Source organism: Agromyces cucurbitae (genome assembly GCF_058349945.1).
In genome coordinates this window covers 382207-402639 of record NZ_JBYRES010000004.1, presented here as the reverse complement: position 1 = coordinate 402639, position 20433 = coordinate 382207, and the positions used below count along the sequence as shown (strand labels likewise).

Below are 20433 nucleotides of genomic sequence, written 5' to 3'. Positions count from 1 at the left end.
CGATGCGCGTCTCGGTCGTCACCCGCATCTACGGCCCCGAGCCCGCTGCGGCGTCGTTCCGCCTCGGTGCCCTCGTCGACGCGCTGGCACGCCGCGGCGACGAGGTCGACGTGTTCACGGTCACGCCGCCGGCAGGCCTCCGCGAGGCCGCGCAACCCGCGGCTCCCGGAGTCCGGCTGCGGCGCGCGCCCGTGCTGCGCGACCGCTCGGGCTACGTGCGGGGCTACCTCCAGTACCTGAGCTTCGACGTGCCCGCGTTCTTCCGCGTGCTGTTCGCGCGGCGCGCCGATGTCGTCGTCGTCGAGCCGCCGCCCACCACGGGGTTCTTCGTGCGCTTCGCGTGCGCCCTGCGCCGAACCCCGTACGTCTACTACGCGGCCGACGTCTGGTCGGACGCGACCGAGTCGACGAACGCGCCCGCACCGGTCGTCGCCGCCGTGCGCTGGCTCGAGCGCCGCGCGCTGCGGGGCGCCGCGGCCGTCATCGCGGTCACCGACGGTGTCGCCGACAAGGTGCGGCAGCTCGCTCCGAAGGCCGAGGTCGCGGTGGTGCCGAACGGCATCGACACGCGCGTCTTCACGCCCGACGGCCCGCGTCGCGACGACGCCGCATGGGGCGTCTACGCGGGCACCACGAGCGAATGGCAGGGCGCGGACGTCTTCATCCGCGCGATGCCCCGCGTGCTCGAGGTGCTGCCCGAGGCGACGATCGCCTTCGTCGGGCAGGGCAGCGCGTGGGCCGCCCTCGCGTCGCTCGCGGCCGAGGTCGCCCCCGGCGCCGTGCGGTTCGTCGACTCGGTGCCGCCGCCCGAGGCCGCGAGCTGGCTCCGCTCGGCTCGCGCCGGGCTCGTGAGCCTGAAGCCCGGCCAGGGCTACGACTTCGCGCTGCCCACGAAGGTGCTCGCAGCCGCGGCTTCGGGCACGCCGGTGATCTTCGCCGGGGTCGGCACGGGTGCGGCGTACGTCTCGGCGGAGCACATCGGCTCGGCCGTCGCCTTCGACCCCGACGCCGTCGCGACGGCGATGATCGCCGCGTTCGCCGACGAGCCCGGCGAGGCCGAACGGCGTCGGCTCGGAACCTGGGCGCAGGACCGCGCCTCCGCCGAGGCGCGCGCGGCCTCGGCCGCCGAGGTCGTGCACGGCGCAGCACGGCGAGTCGCGCATGCCTAGCCCCATCGAGCGGTTGCGCCGCGTCGCCGGGCGAGCGGTGCTCGCCCTGCCCGACGCGGTCGCCGAGCGCGTGTTCCCCGGCGTCATCGGGTACGGCCCGGGCGACGTGCCCGCTCCGATCGAGGCGCCCGACGGCGAGGTGCGCCTGCTCGTCGCACCGGCCAACTATGCGGCCCAGGGGCAGCGGTGGGCCCGTGCGGCCGGCGCCATCGACGGCGTATCGGCGATGAACCTGCAGTTCTCGGGGCCGACCGGCGGATTTCCGGCCGACGCGTCGGTGCCGGCCGGCATCGTCGCGCGCTCCCGGCGCTGGAGCGACGGGCAGTCGCGCGCGGTGCGCGGGTTCACGCACGTGCTCATCGAGGCCGAGCGTCCGATCCTCGGCCGACGGTTCGGCGGCGACGTGCGACGCGAGGTCCGCTGGATGCTCGAGGCCGGGCTCACCGTCGGCTTCGTCTCGCACGGCAGCGATCTCCGGCTGCCGAGCCGGCACGCCGGCGACAGCCGGTGGTCGCCGTTCCTCGACGACGGCTGGGAGCTGCGACCCGTCCTCGAGGAGGTCGCCGCCGAGAACGCCCGCATCATCGAGGAGTTCGGCCTGCCCGTCTTCGTGGCGACGCCCGAGCTGATCGCCGATGCGCCCGGCGCGATCTGGCTGCCGAACCTCGTCGACGCCGGCGACTGGGCGACGGAGACCCCCGTCCTCGACGGCGATCGCGTGCGGGTGCTGCACGCACCGACGAACGCGATCATCAAGGGCAGCGCCCTGGTCGAGCCGGCGCTCGCGGCGCTCGAAGCCGACGGGCTCGTCGAGTACTCGCGGATCGAGGGCGTGCCGCCGGGCGAGATGCGCGACCGCTACGCCGCCGCCGACGTGGTGCTCGACCAGTTCCGGCTCGGCATCTACTCGACGACGTCCATCGAGGCGATGGCCGCCGGCCGGCTCGTCGTCGCACGGCTCAGCGATGAGGTGCGCGCGCACGTGGCATCCGTCGTGGGGGAGGAGCCGCCGATCGTGCAGGCCGATCCCGACACGCTCGAGGCGGTGCTCCGCGACGTCGCCGACCGGCGATCGCACTACGCCGCCGTCGCCGCGCGGGGGCCCGGGTTCGTGCGCAGGGCGCACGGCGACGAGGCGGCCGCGCGGGTGCTGCGCGCGTTCCTCGTCGGCGGCTCCGCAGGCGCTCGGTACTAGGCTGTCTTCGCCACCCGATCGGGTCGGCTCGAATCCGGAGGAACCCGCTTGCTGTCGATGTTCGCCGTCGCGAGACGGGTCCTGCGGCTCATGCCCCACGGGGCGTACGGCTTCTACTTCGCGTACATCGTCGCGACGAGTTCGCTGAGCGCACTCGACATCGTCTCGATGGGCCTGCTGTCGCTCGTGCTCACTCCGACGCTGACGGGCTCGCCCGTCGTGCTGCCGCTGCTCGGCGAGTTCCCGCCCGAATCGGCCGTGTGGTTCATCCTGATCGCGTGCGGGCTCATCGTCGTCAAGGGCGTCATCGCGGTGTTCCTGCACTGGCGCGCGACGCGCCGGTTCGCGAAGTACGAACTCGAGGTCGGCGATCGCCTGCTCGCCGGTTACACCGAGCTCGCCTGGACCGATCGTGCGTCGAAGACGACGTCCGACATCACCCGGATCTCCGACTCCGGCATCGCGAACACGATCATGGGATTCCTGCTCCCGCTCTCGGGCATCCCGGCGAACATCCTCACGTTCGCGGCCGTGAGCCTCGTGCTCGTCGTCTCGGAGCCGCTCGGCGCGATCGTCGTCACCGTCTACCTCGGCATCATCGCCTACCTGCTCTTCGCGGTGATCTCGCGCAAGGCGCTCGTCGCCGGCCGGGTCAACCGCGAGTACGCCTACCGGGCTGCGGCCGTCATCACCGAGCTCGTCGAGGCGCTCAAGGAGGTCACCCTGCGCGGGCGGCTCGGCGAGGTGCGCGACATGGTGCGCGGGCTCCGTTCGCATGCGACCCGCGCACGCGCGAACATCTCGTTCCTCGCGATCGTGCCGAAGTACGTCATCGAGGCCGCGCTCATCGGCGGGCTGCTGCTCATCGGCGCCGTGTCGTACGTCACGGGCGGCCTCGACGCGGCGGTCGCCGCGGTCGCGCTGTTCGCCGTGACCGGCTTCCGCCTGATCCCCGCGATCACGGGTGTGCAGGGCGCGCTGACCCAGGCCGCCGCCAATGTCGTCCACGCCGAGAACGTGATCGACGACATCGGCGCGGCCGAGCACGCCGTGCACGCGCAGGAGCCCGCCGACACCGCCGAGCTGCCCGCGTCGCCGTCGAAGCTCGTGCTCGACGACGTGCGCTTCGCCTACCCGGGCGCCGAGCGGCCCGCACTCGACGGCGTCTCGCTCGAGATCCCGTTCGGGTCGACCTTCGGCATCGCCGGTCCGTCGGGAGCCGGCAAGTCGACGCTCATCGACATCCTGCTCGGACTCGCGGCGCCGTCGTCGGGGTCGGTCAGGGTCGACGGCGTCGACCTGTCGTCGGCGACCCGGGCCTGGCGCGCCTCCGTCGCCTATGTGCCCCAGCACGTCGCCCTCTTCGCGGGCACCGTCGCCCAGAACGTCGCGCTCACGTGGGGCGACGACCTCGACGACGAGCAGGTCGAGGCGGCGCTCGAACGCGCGCAGCTCGCCGAGTTCATCGCCGCGCGCGGCGGCATCCACACGAGCGTGGGGGAGCGCGGACTCGACCTGTCCGGCGGGCAGCGGCAGCGCCTCGGCATCGCCCGCGCGCTCTACGCCGCTCCGCGCGTGCTCGTGCTCGACGAGGCGACGAGCTCGCTCGACGGCCGTACCGAGGAGTCGGTGGCCGCCGCCATCCGCGGGCTTCGCGGCGACGTGACCGTCATCTCGGTCGCGCACCGGCTCTCGACGATCCGCACCTTCGACCGCATCGCCTACCTCGCCGAGGGGCGCATCGTCGACACGGGCGCGTTCGACGAGCTGCAGCGGCGCGTGCCCGAGTTCCGCCAGCAGGCGCGCCTGGCCGGCCTGGAGGTGACCGATGGCTGAGCGGGCCCGCATGCTCATCCTGTCGCTCTCGCCGCTCGCGAGCGACGCGCGCGTGCTGAAGCAGATCCGCGGCTTCGCCGCCGAGTACGACGTCACGACGTGCGGATTCGGTCCGTCGCCGCATCCCGAGGTCACCCACCTCGAGATCACCCGCGCGGGCGCGCCGCGCCCGAATCGGGCGCGGCGCCTGCTCGGCGAGGTGCGCACGGTCCTGCGGCAGTACACCGCGCTCTACTGGTCGAACAGCGACGTGCGCGAGGCCGATGCGCTGCTGGCGGGCCGGGAGTTCGACGTCGTGCTCGCGAACGACCTCGACACCGCGCCGCTCGCGATGAAGCACTTCCCGGCGTCGCGGGTGCACCTCGACCTGCACGAGTACTGGCCCCGCCTTCGCGATGAAGACCGCAAGTGGATGCTGCTGCGGGGGCCGTACTACGCCTGGCTCTGCCGGCGGTTCGCCGCGCGCGCGGCCTCGACGACGACGGTCGGACGCGGCATCGCCGACGAGTACGCGCGGCAGTTCGGCTTCCACCCGGAGCTCGTGCTCAACGCGAGCCCCGGCAAGGACCTTGTGCCCGGACCGGTGTCGTCGCCCGTGCGGCTCGTGTTCAGCGGCGTCGCCGACCGCACCCGCGGACTCGAGACCATCATCGAGGCGGCCCTCCGCACGACGTCCGACGTGACGCTCGACCTCTATCTCGTGCCCGGAGCCGACGCCTACATGGCCGAGCTCCGCGCGCTCGCCGAGCCCGGTGGCGACCGTGTCACGATCCGCGACCCGCTCCCGTACGACGAGCTCGTGCGGGCCCTCAACGGCTACGACCTCGGGGTCTACATGCCCGTCATGCGCGGCTTCAACTCGGTGAATGCACTGCCGAACAAGCTCTTCGACTTCGCGCAGGCCCGCCTCGGCGTCATCGTCGGCCCGGCGCCCGAGATGTCGGCGGTCGTGCGCGCCGAAGGCATCGGCGTGGTCGCCCCCGGCACGGAGACCGACGATCTCGTGTCGGTGCTCGACGCGCTCACGGTCGCCGAGGTCGCCGACTGGAAACGCCATGCCGACGACGCGGCCGGGCGGCTGTCCGCCGAGCGCCAGCAGCACGTCTGGGAGGAGGCGGTGCGGCGCATCGTCGACGGGCGCGAGGCCCGGGCGGGCCGCCGATGAGCCGGCCCGGCGTGCAGGGTCGAGGCGGACGGCGAGCGATGAGGAGGGAACCGCGGTGGGTCTGCAGTCGATGATGGCGGCGGTGCTCCGCGATCGCCACCGCCTTCCCCGCTTCGTCAACCGGGCGATCGACCACGTCGCCGACCACCCCGACGGGTTCTGGGGTCGTCTCGCGGTGCGCGCGACCGGTCCCGTCGACCCTGCGGCGATCCCGACGCCGACCGCGGCGCCCGCGACGCCCGTCCGCGTCTACATCGGTCCGACGAACTACGCCGGCCAGGGGCACGAATGGGCCCAGGCGCTCACTCGCTCGAGCGACCGGATCGGGGCGGTCAACATGGCGGTCGACGTGCCCGGCGGGTTCAGCTTCGCGGCCGACACGATCGTGCCGACCGGTGTCTACGCGCGCTCCGAGCAATGGCAGCGCGACGAGCTCGCCGCCGTCGCCGGATTCACGCACGTGCTCTTCGAAGCCGAGCGGCCGCTCTTCGGCCGGCTGTTCGGTCGCGACGTGCGACGCGAGGCCGACGACCTGCGGGCTCGCGGGCTCTCGATCGCGATGATCGGCCACGGCACCGACGTGCGCGTGCCCTCGCGGCACGCCGCCGCCACCCCGTGGTCGCCGTTCCTCGACGACGACCTCTACACCGACAAGCTCGAGCGCGACGCCGTCGCGAACATCGCGCTCCTGCGCGAGCTCGGCGTGCCCGTGTTCGTCTCGACGCCCGACCTGCTCGACGACGTGCCGTGGGCCGACTGGTGCCCCGTCGTCGTCGACGTCGAACGCTGGGCCCGTCCGCGGGTCGCCCATGACGGCCCGCTTCGGGTGGTGCACGCGCCGTCGAAGACGAAGATCAAGGGCACCCAGCTCATCGAGCCGGTGCTGCAGCGCCTGCACGACGAGGGCGTCATCGCCTACCGGCGCATCGAAGGCGTGCCGCACGCGGAGATGCCGGGATTCTTCAGCGAGGCCGATGTCGTGCTCGATCAGTTCCGGCTCGGCTCGTACGGCGTCGCGGCGTGCGAGGCGATGGCCGCCGGATGCGTGACCGTCGCGCACCTGCTGCCGCACGTGCGGGAGCACATCGAGACGGCGACGGGCGTGCCCGCGCCGCTCATCGAGGCGACCCCCGACTCCCTCGAAGAGGTGCTGCGCGGGCTCGCGGCCGACCACGGGCGGCGCGCGCGGCTCGTCGAGGCCGGTCGGGAGTTCGTGCGGCGCGTGCACGACGGGCGGATGAGCGCGGAGGTCCTCCGGGCGAGCTGGATCGACCGGGCAGCCGGATAGGGTCGTCGTCATGCCCTCCGCCACCGTCGATGTCGTCATCGCCGTGCACTCGCCCGACCGCGCCGTCGACCGGGCGGTCGCCTCCGTCGTCGACGCCCAACCCGACACGGTCCGAGCGCTCGTGGTCGTGCACAACACCGATGCCGGCCCCATTCGCGAGCGGCTCCGGCGCTGGGAGGGCGACCCGCGGGTCCGCCTCCTCGAACTGCACGACGGCGTGCCGAGTCCCGCCGGGCCGTTCAACCACGGCATCGCGGCGTCGACGGCCGACTTCTACGCGGTGATGGGGTCCGACGACGAGCTCGCCCCCGGAGCGGTCGCGTCGTGGCTCGCGCTGCAGTCGCGCAGCGGCGCCGACGTCGTCATCGCACGCATCGCCGACGACGCGGTACCGCCGGTCACGGTGCCGTCGCCCCCCGTGCGGCTCGGCCGAACGACCCGTCTCGCGCTCGTCGAAGACCGCCTGGCGTACCGCAACGCCCCCCTCGGGCTCATCTCGCGGGCACGGTTCGGCCACCTGCGGTTCACGACGGGCCTGCGCTCGGGCGAGGACATCGCCTTCAGCCTGGCGCTCTGGGCGTCCGGTGCCGGGATCGCCTACGACGCGACGGGACCCGCCTACCTCGTGCACGACGACGCCGACGTGCGCGTCACCTCGACGGCACGTCCGGTGAGCGAGGACCTCGCGTTCCTCGCGCCCCTCCTCGACGGTGCGGACTTCGCGCGGCTCCCGCGGCGGGCGCGCGACGCCGTCGGCTGCAAGCTCTTCCGGCTGCACGTCATCGGCCTCGTGCTCAACCGGACGGGTGCGACCTGGACCGATGCGGACCGCCGCGACCTCGCCGCCGCGGTCACGACCGTCACGGCGGTATCGCCGGGATCGCTCCGCCGGCTCTCCCGCATCGATCGGCGCCTCGTCGAACTCGCGGCCGACCCCTCGTCGCCCGCGGAGGCGCTCGTCGCCGCGGCCGCCGCGAGGGGCGACCAGCGCAGCCTCGGCGCCCTCGTGCCTCGCAACCCGCTGTGGCTGTTCGCGCGGGAGGCCCCGCTGCGGTGGGGATTCGCGTCGATCGCCGTGAGCCGCCGAGGACGCGCCGCCGAACGCTGAGCCGGTGCGCCGGTAGGATGGCACCCCGTGAAGATCCTCAGCGTGGTCGGCGCCCGGCCGCAGTTCGTGAAGCTCGCCCCGATCCACAAGGCCACGGTCGCCGCGTCGGTCGATCACGTCATCGTGCACACCGGCCAGCACTACGACCCGATGCTGTCGGACGTCTTCTTCGAGGACCTCGGCATCGGCGCACCCGATGTGCACCTCGGCGTGGGCTCGGGGTCGCACGGCGTGCAGACAGGGGCGATGCTCGGCGCGCTCGACGCCGTGTTCGACGAGCACCGCCCCGACTGGGTGCTCGTGTACGGCGACACGAACTCCACGATCGCGGCCGCCCTCAGCGCCGTGAAGATGCACATCCCGGTCGCGCACCTCGAGGCCGGCCTCCGGTCGTTCAACCGCCGCATGCCCGAGGAGCACAACCGCGTGCTCACCGACCACGCCGCCGACCTCCTGCTCGCGCCCACCGAGGTCGCGGTCGGGCACCTCGCGAACGAGGGGCTCGCCGACCGGACCGTGCTCGTCGGCGACGTCATGACCGACGTGCTGTTCGAGGTGCGCGACGCCGTCGGTTCGGCGCCGTCGCCGCTCGTCGCCGAGCTCGGGCTCGAGCCGGGCGGGCACTACGTGTCGACGATCCACCGCGCCGACAACACCGACGACCCCGACCGCCTCGCGCAGGTGGTCGGCGGGCTCGCGGCACTCGACAAGCCCGTCGTGCTGCTCGCCCACCCGCGCGTCGTGGCGAAGGCGGCCGCCGCGGGCATCCCGCTCACGCAGGGCTCCCTGGTGCAGCACGCCCCGCTCGCGTACCCCGACCTGATCGCCTCGGTCATGGCGAGCGCAGGGGTCGTCACCGACTCGGGCGGCCTGCAGAAGGAGGCGTTCCTGCTGCGCGTGCCGTGCACGACCGTGCGGCCCGAGACCGAGTGGGTCGAGACCGTCGACCTCGGCTGGAACGTGCTCGTCGACACGGCCGAGGAGATCGCCGCGGGCGTCTCGCGCCCCGCTCCGCCGGCGACGGATGCCGCGCCCTACGGCGACGGCAGGGCCGCCGCTCGCGTCATCGACGTGCTGACGGCGCGCGCCGCGCGCTGACGGCGATGGCGGGGATGCCTCGGCGCCGGCGCCGGTGCAGCAGCATGCGCTCGCGCCCATAGACTGGAGTTCATGCGTATCGCCGTCGTGGCCCTCGGAAAGATCGGCCTCCCTCTTGCTGTGCAGTTCGCCGATCAGGGCCACGAGGTCATCGGCGTCGACGTCAACCAGAACGTCGTCGATCTCGTGAATGCGGGCACCGAGCCGTTCCCCGGCGAGGCGCACCTGCAGGAGAAGCTCGCGGAGCTCGTGCCCGCGGGGCGCCTGCGTGCGACGACCGACTACGCCGAGGCCGTGCCCGGCGCCGACGCGGTCGTCATCGTCGTGCCGCTCTTCGTGAACGATGCGACCTGGGAGCCCGACTTCGGCTGGATGGACGCGGCGACGCGCTCGCTCGCCGAGCACCTCACGCCCGGCACGCTCGTCTCCTACGAGACGACGCTGCCCGTCGGCACGACCCGCGGCCGCTGGAAGCCGATGATCGAAGACGTTTCGGGGCTGGCCGAGGGCACCGACTTCCATCTCGTGTTCTCGCCCGAGCGAGTGCTCACGGGCCGAGTCTTCGCCGACCTCCGCAAGTACCCCAAGCTCGTCGGCGCGATGAGCCCCGAGGGTGCGCGCCGGGCGGTCGAGTTCTACGAGGCGGTGCTCGAGTTCGACGAGCGTCCCGACCTCGCGCGCGGCAACGGCGTGTGGGACATGGGTTCGCCCGAGGCATCCGAGATGGCCAAGCTCGCCGAGACCACGTACCGCGACGTGAACATCGGGCTCGCGAACCAGTTCGCGCTGTACGCCGACGAGGTCGGCGTCGACGTGTACGCGGTCATCGAGGCGTGCAACTCGCAGCCCTTCAGCCACATCCACCGGCCCGGCATCGCGGTCGGCGGCCACTGCATCCCGGTCTACCCGCGGCTGTACCTCTCGACCGACCACGACGCCGAGATCGTGCGCACCGCGCGCCTCTTGAACGCCTCGATGCCCGACCGTCTCGTGGCGCAGGCCGCCGGCGTGCTCGGCGACCTGACCGGGCTCAGGGCGGTCGTGCTCGGCGCGGCGTACCGCGGCGGCGTGAAGGAGACCGCGTTCTCGGGCGTGTTCGCCACCGTCGAGGCACTCGAGGCACGCGGTGCCGAGGTGCTCGTGCACGACCCGCTCTACACGGACGACGAGCTCGCGCGTTACGGCTGGACCCCCTACCACCTCGGCGAGCCGGCAGACCTCGCGATCGTGCAGGCCGATCACGCCGACTACCGGGCCATCGGCGCGGGCGACCTGCCGGGCGTGCGCCTCGTGCTCGACGGCCGCAACGTCACCTCGCCCGACGCGTGGGCGGGCACGCCGCGTCTCGTGATCGGCAGCGGCGCGCGCGTCTAGCCATCCGCCGGCGCCGCACGTCGCGGCCGGGCGGACCGCGCGGCGGGTGCGGTTCAGCCGCGATGGCGCCGCGGCCGGCGCGCTCAGCCCGCGACGGCCTCCGCGGTCGCGTCGGTCTCGGTCGCGTCGTCCGCGCCGATCGCCGAGCCGTCCTTCTCGAGCTCCCGCACCGCGGCGGCGAACCGGTCGGCGAGGTACCGGTGGCCGGCCGCGTTGACGTGCAGGCCGTCGCCGAGGTCGAACCCGTCGGAGTTCGTCGCGTCGAGCCAGCGGTCGGTCCCCATGGTGTCGATGAAGGTCGCACCCGCCTCGCGGGCGCCGGCGGCCACGGCGGCGGCGTTGGCGAGCCTCGTGTCCTGCTGCGCGACCGGCGCCGTCAGCCCCATGACGATCACGTCGGCCCCGGGGAACCGGCTCTGCGCGGTGGCCACGGTGTTCGCGACCGCCTCGCGCACCTCGACGGTCGTTGAGTCGACGTCGTTCAGGCCGCCTTCGAGCACGACGGCGTCGATGCGGAAGGCCAGCCGGCCCGACCACAGTTCGAGGCGGTCGGCGAACGGGGCACCCGTCGGGTCCTGCACCGACGCCCGGAGATAGCCGGAGCCGCCGACGCCGTCGATCACGCAGTCCCAGCCGAGCTCGCGGCAGGCGGTCCGTGCCCAGGAGGTCCCGGCCGGCACGCCGTACCCGGCGGTGTACGAGTCGCCGATGACGAGCACTCGGGGGGCCGTCTCGGGCTCGGTGCTCGCTGCCGCCGGCTCTGCGGGGGTGTCCGTCGCCGGGGTCGTCGTCGGCTGCGCGAACCAGGGCAGCTCGCCGGCGGACGCGTCTCCGGCGCAGGCGGCGAGGCCCAGCGCGAGGAGCCCGCACACCGAGGCCGTCGCAGCGACGCGGAGGATTCGGGTTCGCGTTCTACGGGGCATGAACGAATCGTATTCGGCCCGATCGTGAGAAACGACTGCGAGCACCGCGCGAACGGGTGAGTCAGGTACGCCCGGTACAATCGTCCACTGGCCCGCTCTGCCGCATCCCGCCGGCGCTTCTCCGATCCGGGCGACAGACAGGAGTGGACCAGCATGGCAGACGTCGATCTCGTCGTGGTCGGATCCGGGTTCTTCGGACTCACCATCGCGGAGCGCGCCGCGAACGAACTCGGCCTCCGCGTGCAGGTCATCGACCGACGCGACCACATCGGCGGCAACGCCTACAGCGAGCTCGACCCCACCACGGGCATCGAGGTGCACGTCTACGGGGCCCACCTCTTCCACACCTCGAACGAGAAGGTGTGGGAGTACGTCAACCGGTTCACGAGCATCACGAGCTACGTGCACAAGGTCTACACGAACCACAACGGCGTCGTGTACCCGCTGCCGGTGAACCTCGGCACCATCAACCAGTTCTTCGGTGCCGCGTACTCGCCCGACGAGGCGCGGGCGCTCATCGCGTCGCAGGCCGACGAGTTCGACACCAAGTCGGCGGCGAACCTCGAGGAGAAGGCGATCTCGCTCATCGGGCGCCCGCTCTACGAGGCGTTCATCCGCGACTACACCGCGAAGCAGTGGCAGACCGACCCGACCGAGCTGCCGGCCGAGGTCATCAGCCGCCTCCCGGTGCGCTACAACTACGACAACCGCTACTTCAACGACACCCACGAGGGCCTTCCCGTCGACGGGTACACCGCGTGGATCGAGCGGATGGCCGACCACCCGAAGATCGACGTCGCGCTCTCGACCGACTTCTTCGACGAGTCGCAGCCGTTCAACAAGGCGGCCGTCGTCGGCAACGTGCCCGTCGTCTACACGGGGCCGGTCGACCGGTACTTCGACTCGTCGGCAGGGCATCTCAGCTGGCGCACGCTCGACTTCGAGCGCGAGGTCGTGCCGGTGGGCGACTACCAGGGCACGTCGGTCATGAACTACGCGGATGCCTCGGTGCCGTACACCCGCATCCACGAGTTCCGCCACTTCCACCCCGAGCGCGAGTACCCCGCCGACAAGACGATCATCATGCGCGAGTTCTCGCGCTTCGCCGAGCGCGGCGACGAGCCGTACTACCCGGTGAACACCCCTGAAGACCGCGCGGCGCTGCTCGCGTACCGCGAACTGCAGGACGGCGAGCCCGACGTCTACTTCGGCGGCCGGCTGGGCACGTACCAGTACCTCGACATGCACATGGCGATCGGCTCCGCCCTGAGCATGTTCCAGAACAAGCTCGTCGAGCGCTTCGCGCGCTGAGCGGGGCGCGCTAGGCTCGGACACGGATCCCTGCGTCCGCACTGTTCCACCGGCCCGAACCCGGAGCCGCCGCGGGGTTCCCCGAAGGTGGTGCCGCAGTGAAGCAGCTCGCGATCGCAGTGTTCGTCGGCGTGTTCGCCGGCCTCGTCGGCCTCTCGCCGGCGCAGGCCGCCGACTCGACGACTCCCGATCCCGCGTCCACGTCGACCGAGCAAGCCGCGTACGGCGAGCACCTCGCCGGCCAGGCGGCGACCGCCGGCGACCCGATTCCGGGCGACCCCGCGGCAGAGGCCGACGCCGAGGCGCGCGCCGACGCCGATCGGGCGCTCGCCGAGGCATCCGGTTCGGTGACGGTGGCCGCGACCGCGGCGACGGGATTCACCGCGGGCAACCTCATCGCCGATGCGAACTTCTCCAACGGCAACGCCATGAGCGAAGCCGCGATCCAGGCCTTCCTCGTGAAGATGGGCGCCGGGTGCACGAGCAGCTCGTGCCTCGCGAACTACCGGCAGACGACGCAGAACATCGACTGGAGCTACGGCGCCTGCACCGACTACGTCGGCGCGGCCGACGAGACCGCGGCGCGCATCATCTACAAGGTGCAGAAGGCGTGCAAGCTCAGTGCGCGGGTCATCCTCGTGACCCTGCAGAAGGAGCAGTCGCTGCTCACGAACCGCGCCCCGTCGGCGGGCACGCTCTCGCGGGCCATGGGGTACGAGTGCCCCGACACGAGCTCGTGCGACCCCGACTACGCGGGCTTCTTCAAGCAGGTCGCGTTCGCCTCGCGACAGCTCACCTACTACGGCACCGCGGGAAGCTCGTTCACCTACCTGAAGGTCGGGCAGTGGAACCCGATCGACTACAACCCGAACGACGCATGCGGACGATCGAACGTCATGATCGCCAACCGGGCCACGGCGGCGCTCTACTACTACACGCCGTTCCAGCCGAACGCGGCCTCCCTCAAGAACCTGTACGGGTCCGGCGACTCATGCTCGTCGTACGGCAACCGCAACTTCTGGCGCATGTACACCGACTGGTTCGGCGACCCGCGCGCCGGCTCCGCGATGACCGTCAAGCGGCTCCAGGGCGCCGACCGCTACGCGACCGCGGCGGCCATCTCGAAGGCCTCGTACCCGACCGCGGGCGTGCCGGTCGCGTACGTGGCCGCCGGCCTGCAGTTCGCCGACGCGCTCGCCGCGGCGCCGGCAGCCGCCCATGCCGGCGGGCCGCTGCTGTTGTCGGCCACCACGTCGCTCCCGTCGTCGACGCTGACCGAACTCAAGCGGCTCGCACCGCAGCGCATCGTGATCGTGGGCGGCACGGGGGCCATCAACGCCTCGGTCGCCACCGCGCTCGGCAAGATCGCCCCCGCGAAGCGCATCGGCGGCGTCGACCGCTACGACACGTCGCGTCGCATCGCGGCCGATGCGTTCGGCTCGGCGAAGACGGCGTACGTCGCGACGGGGCGCGACTTCCCCGACGGGCTCAGCGCCGGCGCCGCCGCCGGTGCGATCGACGTCCCGGTCGTGCTCGTCGACGGCAAGGCGCGCACGGCGGGTACCGCGACGGTGTCGCTGCTGAAGAAGCTCGGCGTGGCCGAGGTGCGCATCGCGGGCGGCACGGGCGCGGTCTCGTCGGGCGTGCAGTCGAACCTCGCGGCCTCGTTCACGGTGAAGCGGTACGCCGGCAACGACCGGTACGCGACGAGCGCCGCCGTGAACTCGGTGTTCCGCACCACGGCGAACACGTACCTCGCGACGGGTGCGGCGTTCCCCGACGCGCTCTCGGGCGCCGCAGCGGCGGGGGCGGCGGGTGACCCGTTGCTGCTGTCGCAGCAGTCGTGCGTGCCGCCCGTGATCCGCACCGCGGTCTTCGCGAAGGGCACCACGTCGATCACCCTGCTCGGCGGCACGGGAGCGCTCGGCGATCGCGTAGCCAAGCTAGTGTCGTGTTGAGTCGCGGGTTCGGGCCGCGACTCGGGGGAGTGCATCATGTTGAAGACGACGATCATCGGAATCATCACGGGGGCGGTGATCGCGGCGTCGCTGGCGCTGCCCGCGGCCGCTGAGGAGGCACCGCCCGGAGCGGCCGTCGTCGACACCCTTCCCGCATCGGTACCCGAGACCGGTGACGACACGGTCGACGAACGCTCGTTGTACGAAGCGCATCTCGCCGAGCAGGCGGCGAAGGCTGCGACCGACGTGCCGGGCGACGCCCGGGCCGCCGCCGATCGGCAGGCCGCCCTCGACGAGGCCGCGAGCGAGGCATCCGCCACGCAGTTCTCGGCGACCTCCACGCAGTTCTCGGCGACCGCGACGTCGCCGTTCACCGCGGGCAACCTGATCTCGGACGCGAACTTCCGCAACGGCGCGGCGATGACCGAGTCCGAGATCCAGGCGTTCCTGCAGCGCATGGTCGGCACCTGCACGAGCTCCACGTGCCTCGCGAAGCTCAAGATGGACACGCCGACGAGGACGTGGAGCTTCGGCACCTGCTCGACCTACCAGGGGGCACGCGGCGAGTCGGCGGCGCGCGTGATCTACAAGGTGCAGCGGGCCTGCGGACTGAGCGCGAAGGTCATCCTCGTCACCCTGCAGAAGGAGCAGTCGCTGCTGACCGACCCGGCGCCCACCTCGGGCGTGCTGCGCAAGGCGATGGGCTACGGCTGCCCCGACACGTCGTCGTGCGACTCCACCTACTACGGCTTCTTCAACCAGGTGTTCGCCGCCGCCCGCCAGCTCACCTGGTACGGCAACCCCGAGGGGTCGTTCACCTGGATCAAGGTCGGCCAGGACAACCGCATCCAGTACAACCCCGACTCGAGCTGCGGTTCGTCGCTCGTCAGGATCAAGAACGTCGCGACCGCGGCACTCTACTACTACACGCCGTACCAGCCGAACGTGGCGGCGCTCGCGAACCTGTACGGCACGGGCGACAGCTGCTCGGCGTACGGCAACCGCAACTTCTGGCGCATGTACCGCGACTGGTTCGGCGACCCCCGCGTCGACACCGCCATTCCCGTGAAGCGGCTCGAGGGCGAGGACCGCTACCAGACCGCCGCCTCGATCTCGAAGGCGAGCTACCCGACCGCGGGCGTACCGGTCGCCTACGTCGCCTCGGGCCTCGACTTCGCCGACGCCCTCACGGCGGCTCCCGCCGCGGCGAAGCAGGGCGGCCCGCTCCTCCTCACCCTGAAGTCATCGGTGCCGAGTCCCACGGTCGCCGAGCTCAAGCGCCTGAAGCCGAAGCAGATCGTCGTCGTCGGCGGCACCGGCGTGATCTCCTCCGGGGTCGCTTCGACGCTTGGGTCGATCGCACCCGTCACGCGCATCGGCGGCTCCGACCGGTACGACACCTCGAGGCGGCTCGCCGACTTCGCCTTCGACGCCTCGACGGTCGCCTACGTCGCCACCGGACGCGATTATCCCGACGGCCTGACGGCGGGCGCCGCGGCCGGCTCGATCGGCGCCCCGGTCGTGCTCCTCGACGGGCGTGCGAGCACGGTCGACGCCGCAACGCTCTCGCTGCTCGGCACCCTGGGCGTGCGCGAGGTGCGCATCGCCGGCGGCACCGGTGCGGTGTCGTCGGGCGTGCAGTCGAAGCTCGACGACCAGCGCACGGTCAAGCGCTACGCGGGCGCGGATCGCTACGCGACGGGCGTCGCGGTCAACTCGGTGTTCACCACGAGCCCCAACGCGTTCGTGGCGACCGGCCTCGCCTACCCCGATGCGCTGAGCGGGGCCGCGGCGGCCGGTCACGTGAAGCAGCCGCTCTACCTGACCCGCAGCACCTGCGTGCCGAGCGCGGTGCGCGCAGCCCTGCTCAAGCAGCAGGTGACCCAGCTCACGCTGCTCGGCGGCCCGGGTGCGCTCAGCGACCGCGTCGCGCGACTCGTGCTCTGCTGAGCGCAGACGACGACTCCGGCGACACCGAAATCGGCGCCGCCGAGGCCGTCGCCGACCGCCGGACGCCGAGGGAGAGCGGGCCTACTTCTTCGTCGTGAAGTGCGGCGCCCACTCATCGGGCGAGGTGATCTCGGGCAGGGCGGCGCGATACTCGCGGGCGAGCTCGGGCCAGCGCTTGCGCAGCTCGCGGTGCAGGCGGCGGCTCTCGCGCAGCAGCCGGCGGAACGTCTTCGGGTCGCGCGTGTAGCGCACCTTGCCCGAGCCGTCGGCCGTCGACACGAGCGCGCTGTCGAAGTGGGGGAGCCGGAACCACGTGCCGTCGCGCTTGGACAGCTCGACCTGCGGCTCCGCCACGTTCTTCGGCGACGGCTGCGTGAACCACTGGCGCAGGGTCATCTGCGCCGTGAACACCACGAGCGGGATGCCGCGAGGCCCCTGCGGCCCGGTCGACGTTGGCGGCACGGGGTAGACGCGCTTGCCCTCGACGGTCATCGGGATCTCGGACTCGCTGCGCAGCACGGTCTTCTCGGGGAACTCGGCCGCGGTGGCGCGCAGCTCGCCGAGGATGGTCGACATGCCGCGCTGCATGTGCGCGGGGCCCGACAGGATGTCTCGGAGCGCCCGGTGGCGGAGGGTCACGGGGTAGTACTGCATCGAGAGCAGGTGCTTGAGGTCCCACCGCTCGCTGTCGCGCGGCAGCAGCCCGCCGTTCGCGAACGGCGAGTGCAGCAGCCCCGCGACGATGCGGTTGCGGGCGTGGAAGTAGGCCTGCCAGTCGATCGAGTCGTCCTTGTCGAGCCACGACACGTGCCAGAGCGCCATGCCCGGCAGGGTGACGGTCGGGTAGCCGGCGTCGCGGGCGCGCAGGCAGTACTCGGCGTCGTCCCACTTGATGAACGCCGGGAGCGAGAGGCCGATCGACCGGATCACCTCGGTCGGGATGAGGCAGAACCACCAACCGTTGTAGTCGGCGTCCATGCGCGCGTGCATCCACCGGGTCTGGCGCAGGTTGGAGAAGCGGAAGTCGTGCGGCGTCTCGTCGCGCGGCTGCGCGTGCCAGACGAACGGCTTGAGGTCGACCGTCTCGGCGTAGGCGTGCAGCACCGGGCGGTTGAGCAGGTCGAACATGTGGCCGCCCACGACGACGGGTCGGGTCGTGTGCCGCGCGAAGCGCACCGCGCGCGCGATGCTCTCGGGCTCGATCGTGACGTCGTCGTCGAGCAGGATGAGGAAGTCGCTCGCGCCCGCCTCGACGGTCTCGGCCATCGACCGGGCGAACCCGCCGGAGCCGCCGAGGTTCGGCTGCTCGATCATCGTGAGCAGATCGCCCAGCCGCTCGGCGACGGCATCGAAGCCGGGCTCGTCGACCACCCGCTGATCGCCCTGGTCGACGATGTAGATGCGGTCGAGCACCTCGCGGACCGTCACGTCGCCGGCGAGGGCTTCGAGGGTGCGCACGCAGTAGTCGGGCTTGTTGAAGGTCGTCGTGCCGATCGAGGCGCCGCCCGAACGGATCTCGGGGGCATCGGTCTCCCACCGGCCGTCGGAGACGACGACCTCCGCGTCGCCCGCGACGACGTCGAACCAGTACCAGCCGCCGTCGCCGAACGTGACGACGGGCAGTTCGATCTCGTGGCGCACGGAGCCCGAGAACGGCTCCGACGCGACCCGCTGCGGCACGCCCTGCGCCGTGGAGCGGTAGACCAGCAGGTTGCCCTCACCGCTCGTCTCGACCGACAGGCGGACGCGCTCGACGTTCGTCCACTGCTGCCAGTACGAAGCGGGGAAGGCGTTGAAGTAGCTCGCGAACGAGACGCGGTCGCCGGCCGAGACGCGGTAGCGGTCGCGCCCCAGCACGTCGTCGAGGTGGGCGCGATCGCTCACCCGCACCTCGCGGTCGCCGACCTTCGCCCAGACGTCGGCGTCGACGTACAGGGAGATGACGTCGGGGTCGGCGTCCTGCGGGAAGACGACGCGTTGGATCTCGTTCCAGGTTGCGCTCACGCTGCGGTGCTCCGTGTGGTTCTCGTGGGATCGCGCCGCGGCCCCCGGCGCGACTACGAGCCTACTGGGTCGGTTCGGCGAAGTCTGGGAGCGGGCACTGCCGGGCACCGGCCGTTCACCCGGAGTTCGACCACGACACGGGGCGGCGAGTGGGAATAGGATCGGATGATCCTTGGCCGCCGTCCACCCGAAGGAAGCGTGTTCGTGACCCTCCTCCGACGTGACGACCGGCGAGCGCCGGTCTCGGCGACGCGACGCGGCATCCGGGTCCGATTCGATTCACCGGCGATCGGCCGGACGGTCGACGTCGAGATCGACGGCCGTCGGATGTGGAGCATCCGCGTGCCCGACAGCGGTCGACGCGCGGTGCGCATTCCCTGGCCGTCGGCACTGCACGACCACCTGATCGGAACGGGCTCGATCGCGCTGCGCGATCGGGTCGACGGGGGCCTGCTGGCACAGGGCAGGTACTCGCTGCCCGATCGTGCCGGCGGGTACGGGCTCGCCGATCTCGCGGCCGCCGGCCAGGTCATCGACAAGTGGGGCAAGCTCACGGATGCCCCGTCCGAAGACCTCCACGGCCGGCTCGTCCGATCGGTGCAGTCCGTGCTCGCCGACCTCGCCGAGCTCGGCTACACCGCCGCCATCACCGGTGGAACACTGCTCGGAGCGATCCGCGAGGGTGCCATCCTCGCGCATGACGACGACATCGACCTGCTGGTCTACCTCGGCGAGGCCGCGCCGAGCGACGTCTCCATCGCCTCCTACGAGCTCGAGCGACGCATCCGTGCGCGCGGTCACGAGGTCATCCGGCACAGCGACGCGCACCTGCAGCTGATCTTCGCCGAGGCGGGTACGCTCGAGGTCACGAGGTCGGAGGTGCACGTCGACCTCTTCCTCGGCTTCCACGACCACGGCGTCTACAACCAGCCGATCGCGGTGCGCGGCGAGTTCGCGCATGCCTCGCTGCTGCCGCTGCACGAGGTCGAGCTGAACGGGGTACCGGTGCCGTCGGTGGCCGACGCCGACGCGTGGCTCGCGCTCTGCTACGGCGCCGACTGGCGCACCCCGGATCCGTCGTTCCGGTTCGAGACGCCGATGTCGACGAGGCGCCGGTTCGAGAACTGGTTCGGCGTGTACGACTTCAACCGGGACTTCTGGGAGCGCCATGTCCGATTCGGCCGGCCGACCCACTGGCGGGCGGACACGGATCGGATGCTGGCGGCGACGCGTCGCGGAGATCGGGTGATCGATCTCGGCTGCGGCGACGGCTCGCTCGCAGCCTCGCTCGCCGCGGCCGGCCGCCGAGTCGTCGCCGTCGACTACGCGCGCACCGCGGTCGAGGCCACGGCGATGCGCGAAGGCGTCGAGGCGCGACGGCTGAACCTGGCCGATCGACGGGCCGTGCTCGGGTTCATCGCCGACGAGACGGCGATCGACGGCACCCGCCATTTCCTGCTCTCGAACGTGCTGCACACGTTGACGAGAGAGGCACGTGCGAACACCTTCCTGCTGCTGCGCGCGCTCCTCGACCCCGACTCCGTCGCCCTCGCCTCGTTCGCGGTGAACGCCTCCGCGGTCTTCGACCACCAGCGGCCCGATACGTGGCACCTGCCGCTCGAATGGCTTCGCGACGAGGCATCCGGGCTGGGCATCGGCTACACGGTCCTCGGGCGGCAGGTGCGGAAGACGACCGCCGGGCGGAGGACCGTCGTGACGGTGGGACTGCACAAGATGAGCGGGGCCGCGTCTGCGGCCCGGGAGGAGGCACGGTGAACCGGATCAAGGCGGCACTGCGCAAGTTGAGGCGCCGCGGTCCGGCCGCGGCCGGATCGGCCGACGCCGCCCGCCTCCAGGCGGAGATCGACGAACTGCGTGCCGAGATCGACGAACTGCGGGTCGATTCGCGTCGGATCGCGGAGCTCTACGACCTCGTGTTCGAGCGGCTGCGCGCGCAGCCGGCCGGCAGCACGGCCGAGGAGCGGCCGCCGGCGAACGGTTGACGCCGATCGGCGGTCGGGCCGCGACGTCGCGCCCCGGCTGCGGGTCGCGCA

General features: G+C 72.1%; 15 protein-coding genes. 13 read left to right on the top strand and 2 right to left on the bottom strand.

Annotation, left to right across the window (positions count from 1 at the left end; translation table 11 throughout):
- Positions 1-2: 2 nt before the first annotated feature.
- The 8 genes from AC3RJ6_RS16385 (at position 3) to AC3RJ6_RS16350 (ending at position 10233) form a co-directional block, all read left to right on the top strand.
- Complete coding sequence (locus tag AC3RJ6_RS16385) at positions 3-1169, top strand: glycosyltransferase family 4 protein (protein WP_491428171.1); 1167 nt, start codon at positions 3-5, stop codon at positions 1167-1169.
- Entirely contained in the window at positions 1162-2364 is a 1203-nt protein-coding gene (locus AC3RJ6_RS16380; protein WP_491428170.1) for a glycosyltransferase, read from the top strand. Before AC3RJ6_RS16385 ends, AC3RJ6_RS16380 begins: the two co-directional genes overlap by 8 nt.
- Before the next feature lie 57 nt (positions 2365-2421).
- A complete protein-coding gene (locus tag AC3RJ6_RS16375; RefSeq protein ID WP_491428348.1) occupies positions 2422-4200 on the top strand; it encodes an ABC transporter ATP-binding protein in 1779 nt (592 codons plus the stop codon).
- The gene (locus AC3RJ6_RS16370) at positions 4193-5365 is read left to right on the top strand and encodes a glycosyltransferase family protein (protein ID WP_491428169.1); all 1173 of its coding nucleotides are present in this window, start codon (positions 4193-4195) and stop codon (positions 5363-5365) included. Before AC3RJ6_RS16375 ends, AC3RJ6_RS16370 begins: the two co-directional genes overlap by 8 nt.
- A 55-nt stretch (positions 5366-5420) precedes the next feature.
- A complete protein-coding gene (locus AC3RJ6_RS16365; RefSeq protein WP_491428168.1) occupies positions 5421-6653 on the top strand; it encodes a glycosyltransferase family protein in 1233 nt (410 codons plus the stop codon).
- A 10-nt stretch (positions 6654-6663) separates the two neighbouring features.
- Positions 6664-7761, top strand: coding sequence for a glycosyltransferase (locus tag AC3RJ6_RS16360; protein WP_491428167.1), 1098 nt, complete (start codon positions 6664-6666; stop codon positions 7759-7761).
- Between the two features lie 27 nt (positions 7762-7788).
- Positions 7789-8859, top strand: a complete 1071-nt coding sequence (wecB, locus tag AC3RJ6_RS16355) for a non-hydrolyzing UDP-N-acetylglucosamine 2-epimerase (RefSeq protein ID WP_491428166.1) — start codon at positions 7789-7791, stop codon at positions 8857-8859.
- A 72-nt stretch (positions 8860-8931) separates the two neighbouring features.
- Positions 8932-10233, top strand: a complete 1302-nt coding sequence (locus AC3RJ6_RS16350) for a nucleotide sugar dehydrogenase (protein WP_491428165.1) — start codon at positions 8932-8934, stop codon at positions 10231-10233.
- An 83-nt stretch (positions 10234-10316) separates the two neighbouring features.
- On the opposite strand, the gene AC3RJ6_RS16345 is transcribed toward AC3RJ6_RS16350, so the two are convergent.
- Complete coding sequence (locus AC3RJ6_RS16345) at positions 10317-11156, bottom strand: SGNH/GDSL hydrolase family protein (protein WP_491428163.1); 840 nt, start codon at positions 11154-11156, stop codon at positions 10317-10319.
- Between the two features lie 153 nt (positions 11157-11309).
- Here AC3RJ6_RS16345 and glf point away from each other — a divergent pair, with 153 nt between their 5' ends.
- From glf to AC3RJ6_RS16330, 3 genes are all read left to right on the top strand, one after another.
- On the top strand, positions 11310-12467 hold the full coding sequence (gene glf / locus AC3RJ6_RS16340; protein WP_491428162.1) for a UDP-galactopyranose mutase: 1158 nt from the start codon (positions 11310-11312) through the stop codon (positions 12465-12467).
- 98 nt (positions 12468-12565) lie between these two features.
- Entirely contained in the window at positions 12566-14425 is a 1860-nt protein-coding gene (locus AC3RJ6_RS16335) for a cell wall-binding repeat-containing protein (protein WP_491428161.1), read from the top strand.
- A 36-nt stretch (positions 14426-14461) separates the two neighbouring features.
- Entirely contained in the window at positions 14462-16375 is a 1914-nt protein-coding gene (locus AC3RJ6_RS16330) for a cell wall-binding repeat-containing protein (RefSeq protein ID WP_491428160.1), read from the top strand.
- 81 nt (positions 16376-16456) lie between these two features.
- Here AC3RJ6_RS16330 and AC3RJ6_RS16325 read toward each other — a convergent pair whose 3' ends face one another.
- Positions 16457-18379 (bottom strand): glycosyltransferase, encoded by a 1923-nt coding sequence (locus AC3RJ6_RS16325; RefSeq protein ID WP_491428159.1) that lies wholly within the window; start codon positions 18377-18379, stop codon positions 16457-16459.
- A gap of 204 nt (positions 18380-18583) precedes the next feature.
- On the opposite strand from AC3RJ6_RS16325, the gene AC3RJ6_RS16320 reads away from it, so the two are divergent.
- Positions 18584-20155, top strand: a complete 1572-nt coding sequence (locus tag AC3RJ6_RS16320) for a LicD family protein (RefSeq protein ID WP_491428158.1) — start codon at positions 18584-18586, stop codon at positions 20153-20155.
- Positions 20152-20382, top strand: coding sequence for a hypothetical protein (locus AC3RJ6_RS16315; RefSeq protein ID WP_491428157.1), 231 nt, complete (start codon positions 20152-20154; stop codon positions 20380-20382). The genes AC3RJ6_RS16320 and AC3RJ6_RS16315 overlap by 4 nt, the downstream gene beginning before the upstream one ends.
- Positions 20383-20433: the final 51 nt, after the last annotated feature.

Excerpts from the sequence above, each read along its gene's own strand:
- AC3RJ6_RS16360 (WP_491428167.1), top strand. The coding sequence starts at position 6,664 with ATGCCCTCCGCCACCGTCGATGTCGTCATCGCCGTGCACTCGCCCGAC.
- AC3RJ6_RS16330 (WP_491428160.1), top strand. The coding sequence starts at position 14,462 with ATGTTGAAGACGACGATCATCGGAATCATCACGGGGGCGGTGATCGCG.
- AC3RJ6_RS16385 (WP_491428171.1), top strand. The coding sequence starts at position 3 with ATGCGCGTCTCGGTCGTCACCCGCATCTACGGCCCCGAGCCCGCTGCG.
- AC3RJ6_RS16345 (WP_491428163.1), bottom strand. The coding sequence starts at position 11,156 with ATGCCCCGTAGAACGCGAACCCGAATCCTCCGCGTCGCTGCGACGGCC.
- glf (WP_491428162.1), top strand. The coding sequence starts at position 11,310 with ATGGCAGACGTCGATCTCGTCGTGGTCGGATCCGGGTTCTTCGGACTC.
- AC3RJ6_RS16350 (WP_491428165.1), top strand. The coding sequence starts at position 8,932 with ATGCGTATCGCCGTCGTGGCCCTCGGAAAGATCGGCCTCCCTCTTGCT.
- AC3RJ6_RS16370 (WP_491428169.1), top strand. The coding sequence starts at position 4,193 with ATGGCTGAGCGGGCCCGCATGCTCATCCTGTCGCTCTCGCCGCTCGCG.
- AC3RJ6_RS16380 (WP_491428170.1), top strand. The coding sequence starts at position 1,162 with ATGCCTAGCCCCATCGAGCGGTTGCGCCGCGTCGCCGGGCGAGCGGTG.
- AC3RJ6_RS16375 (WP_491428348.1), top strand. The coding sequence starts at position 2,422 with ATGTTCGCCGTCGCGAGACGGGTCCTGCGGCTCATGCCCCACGGGGCG.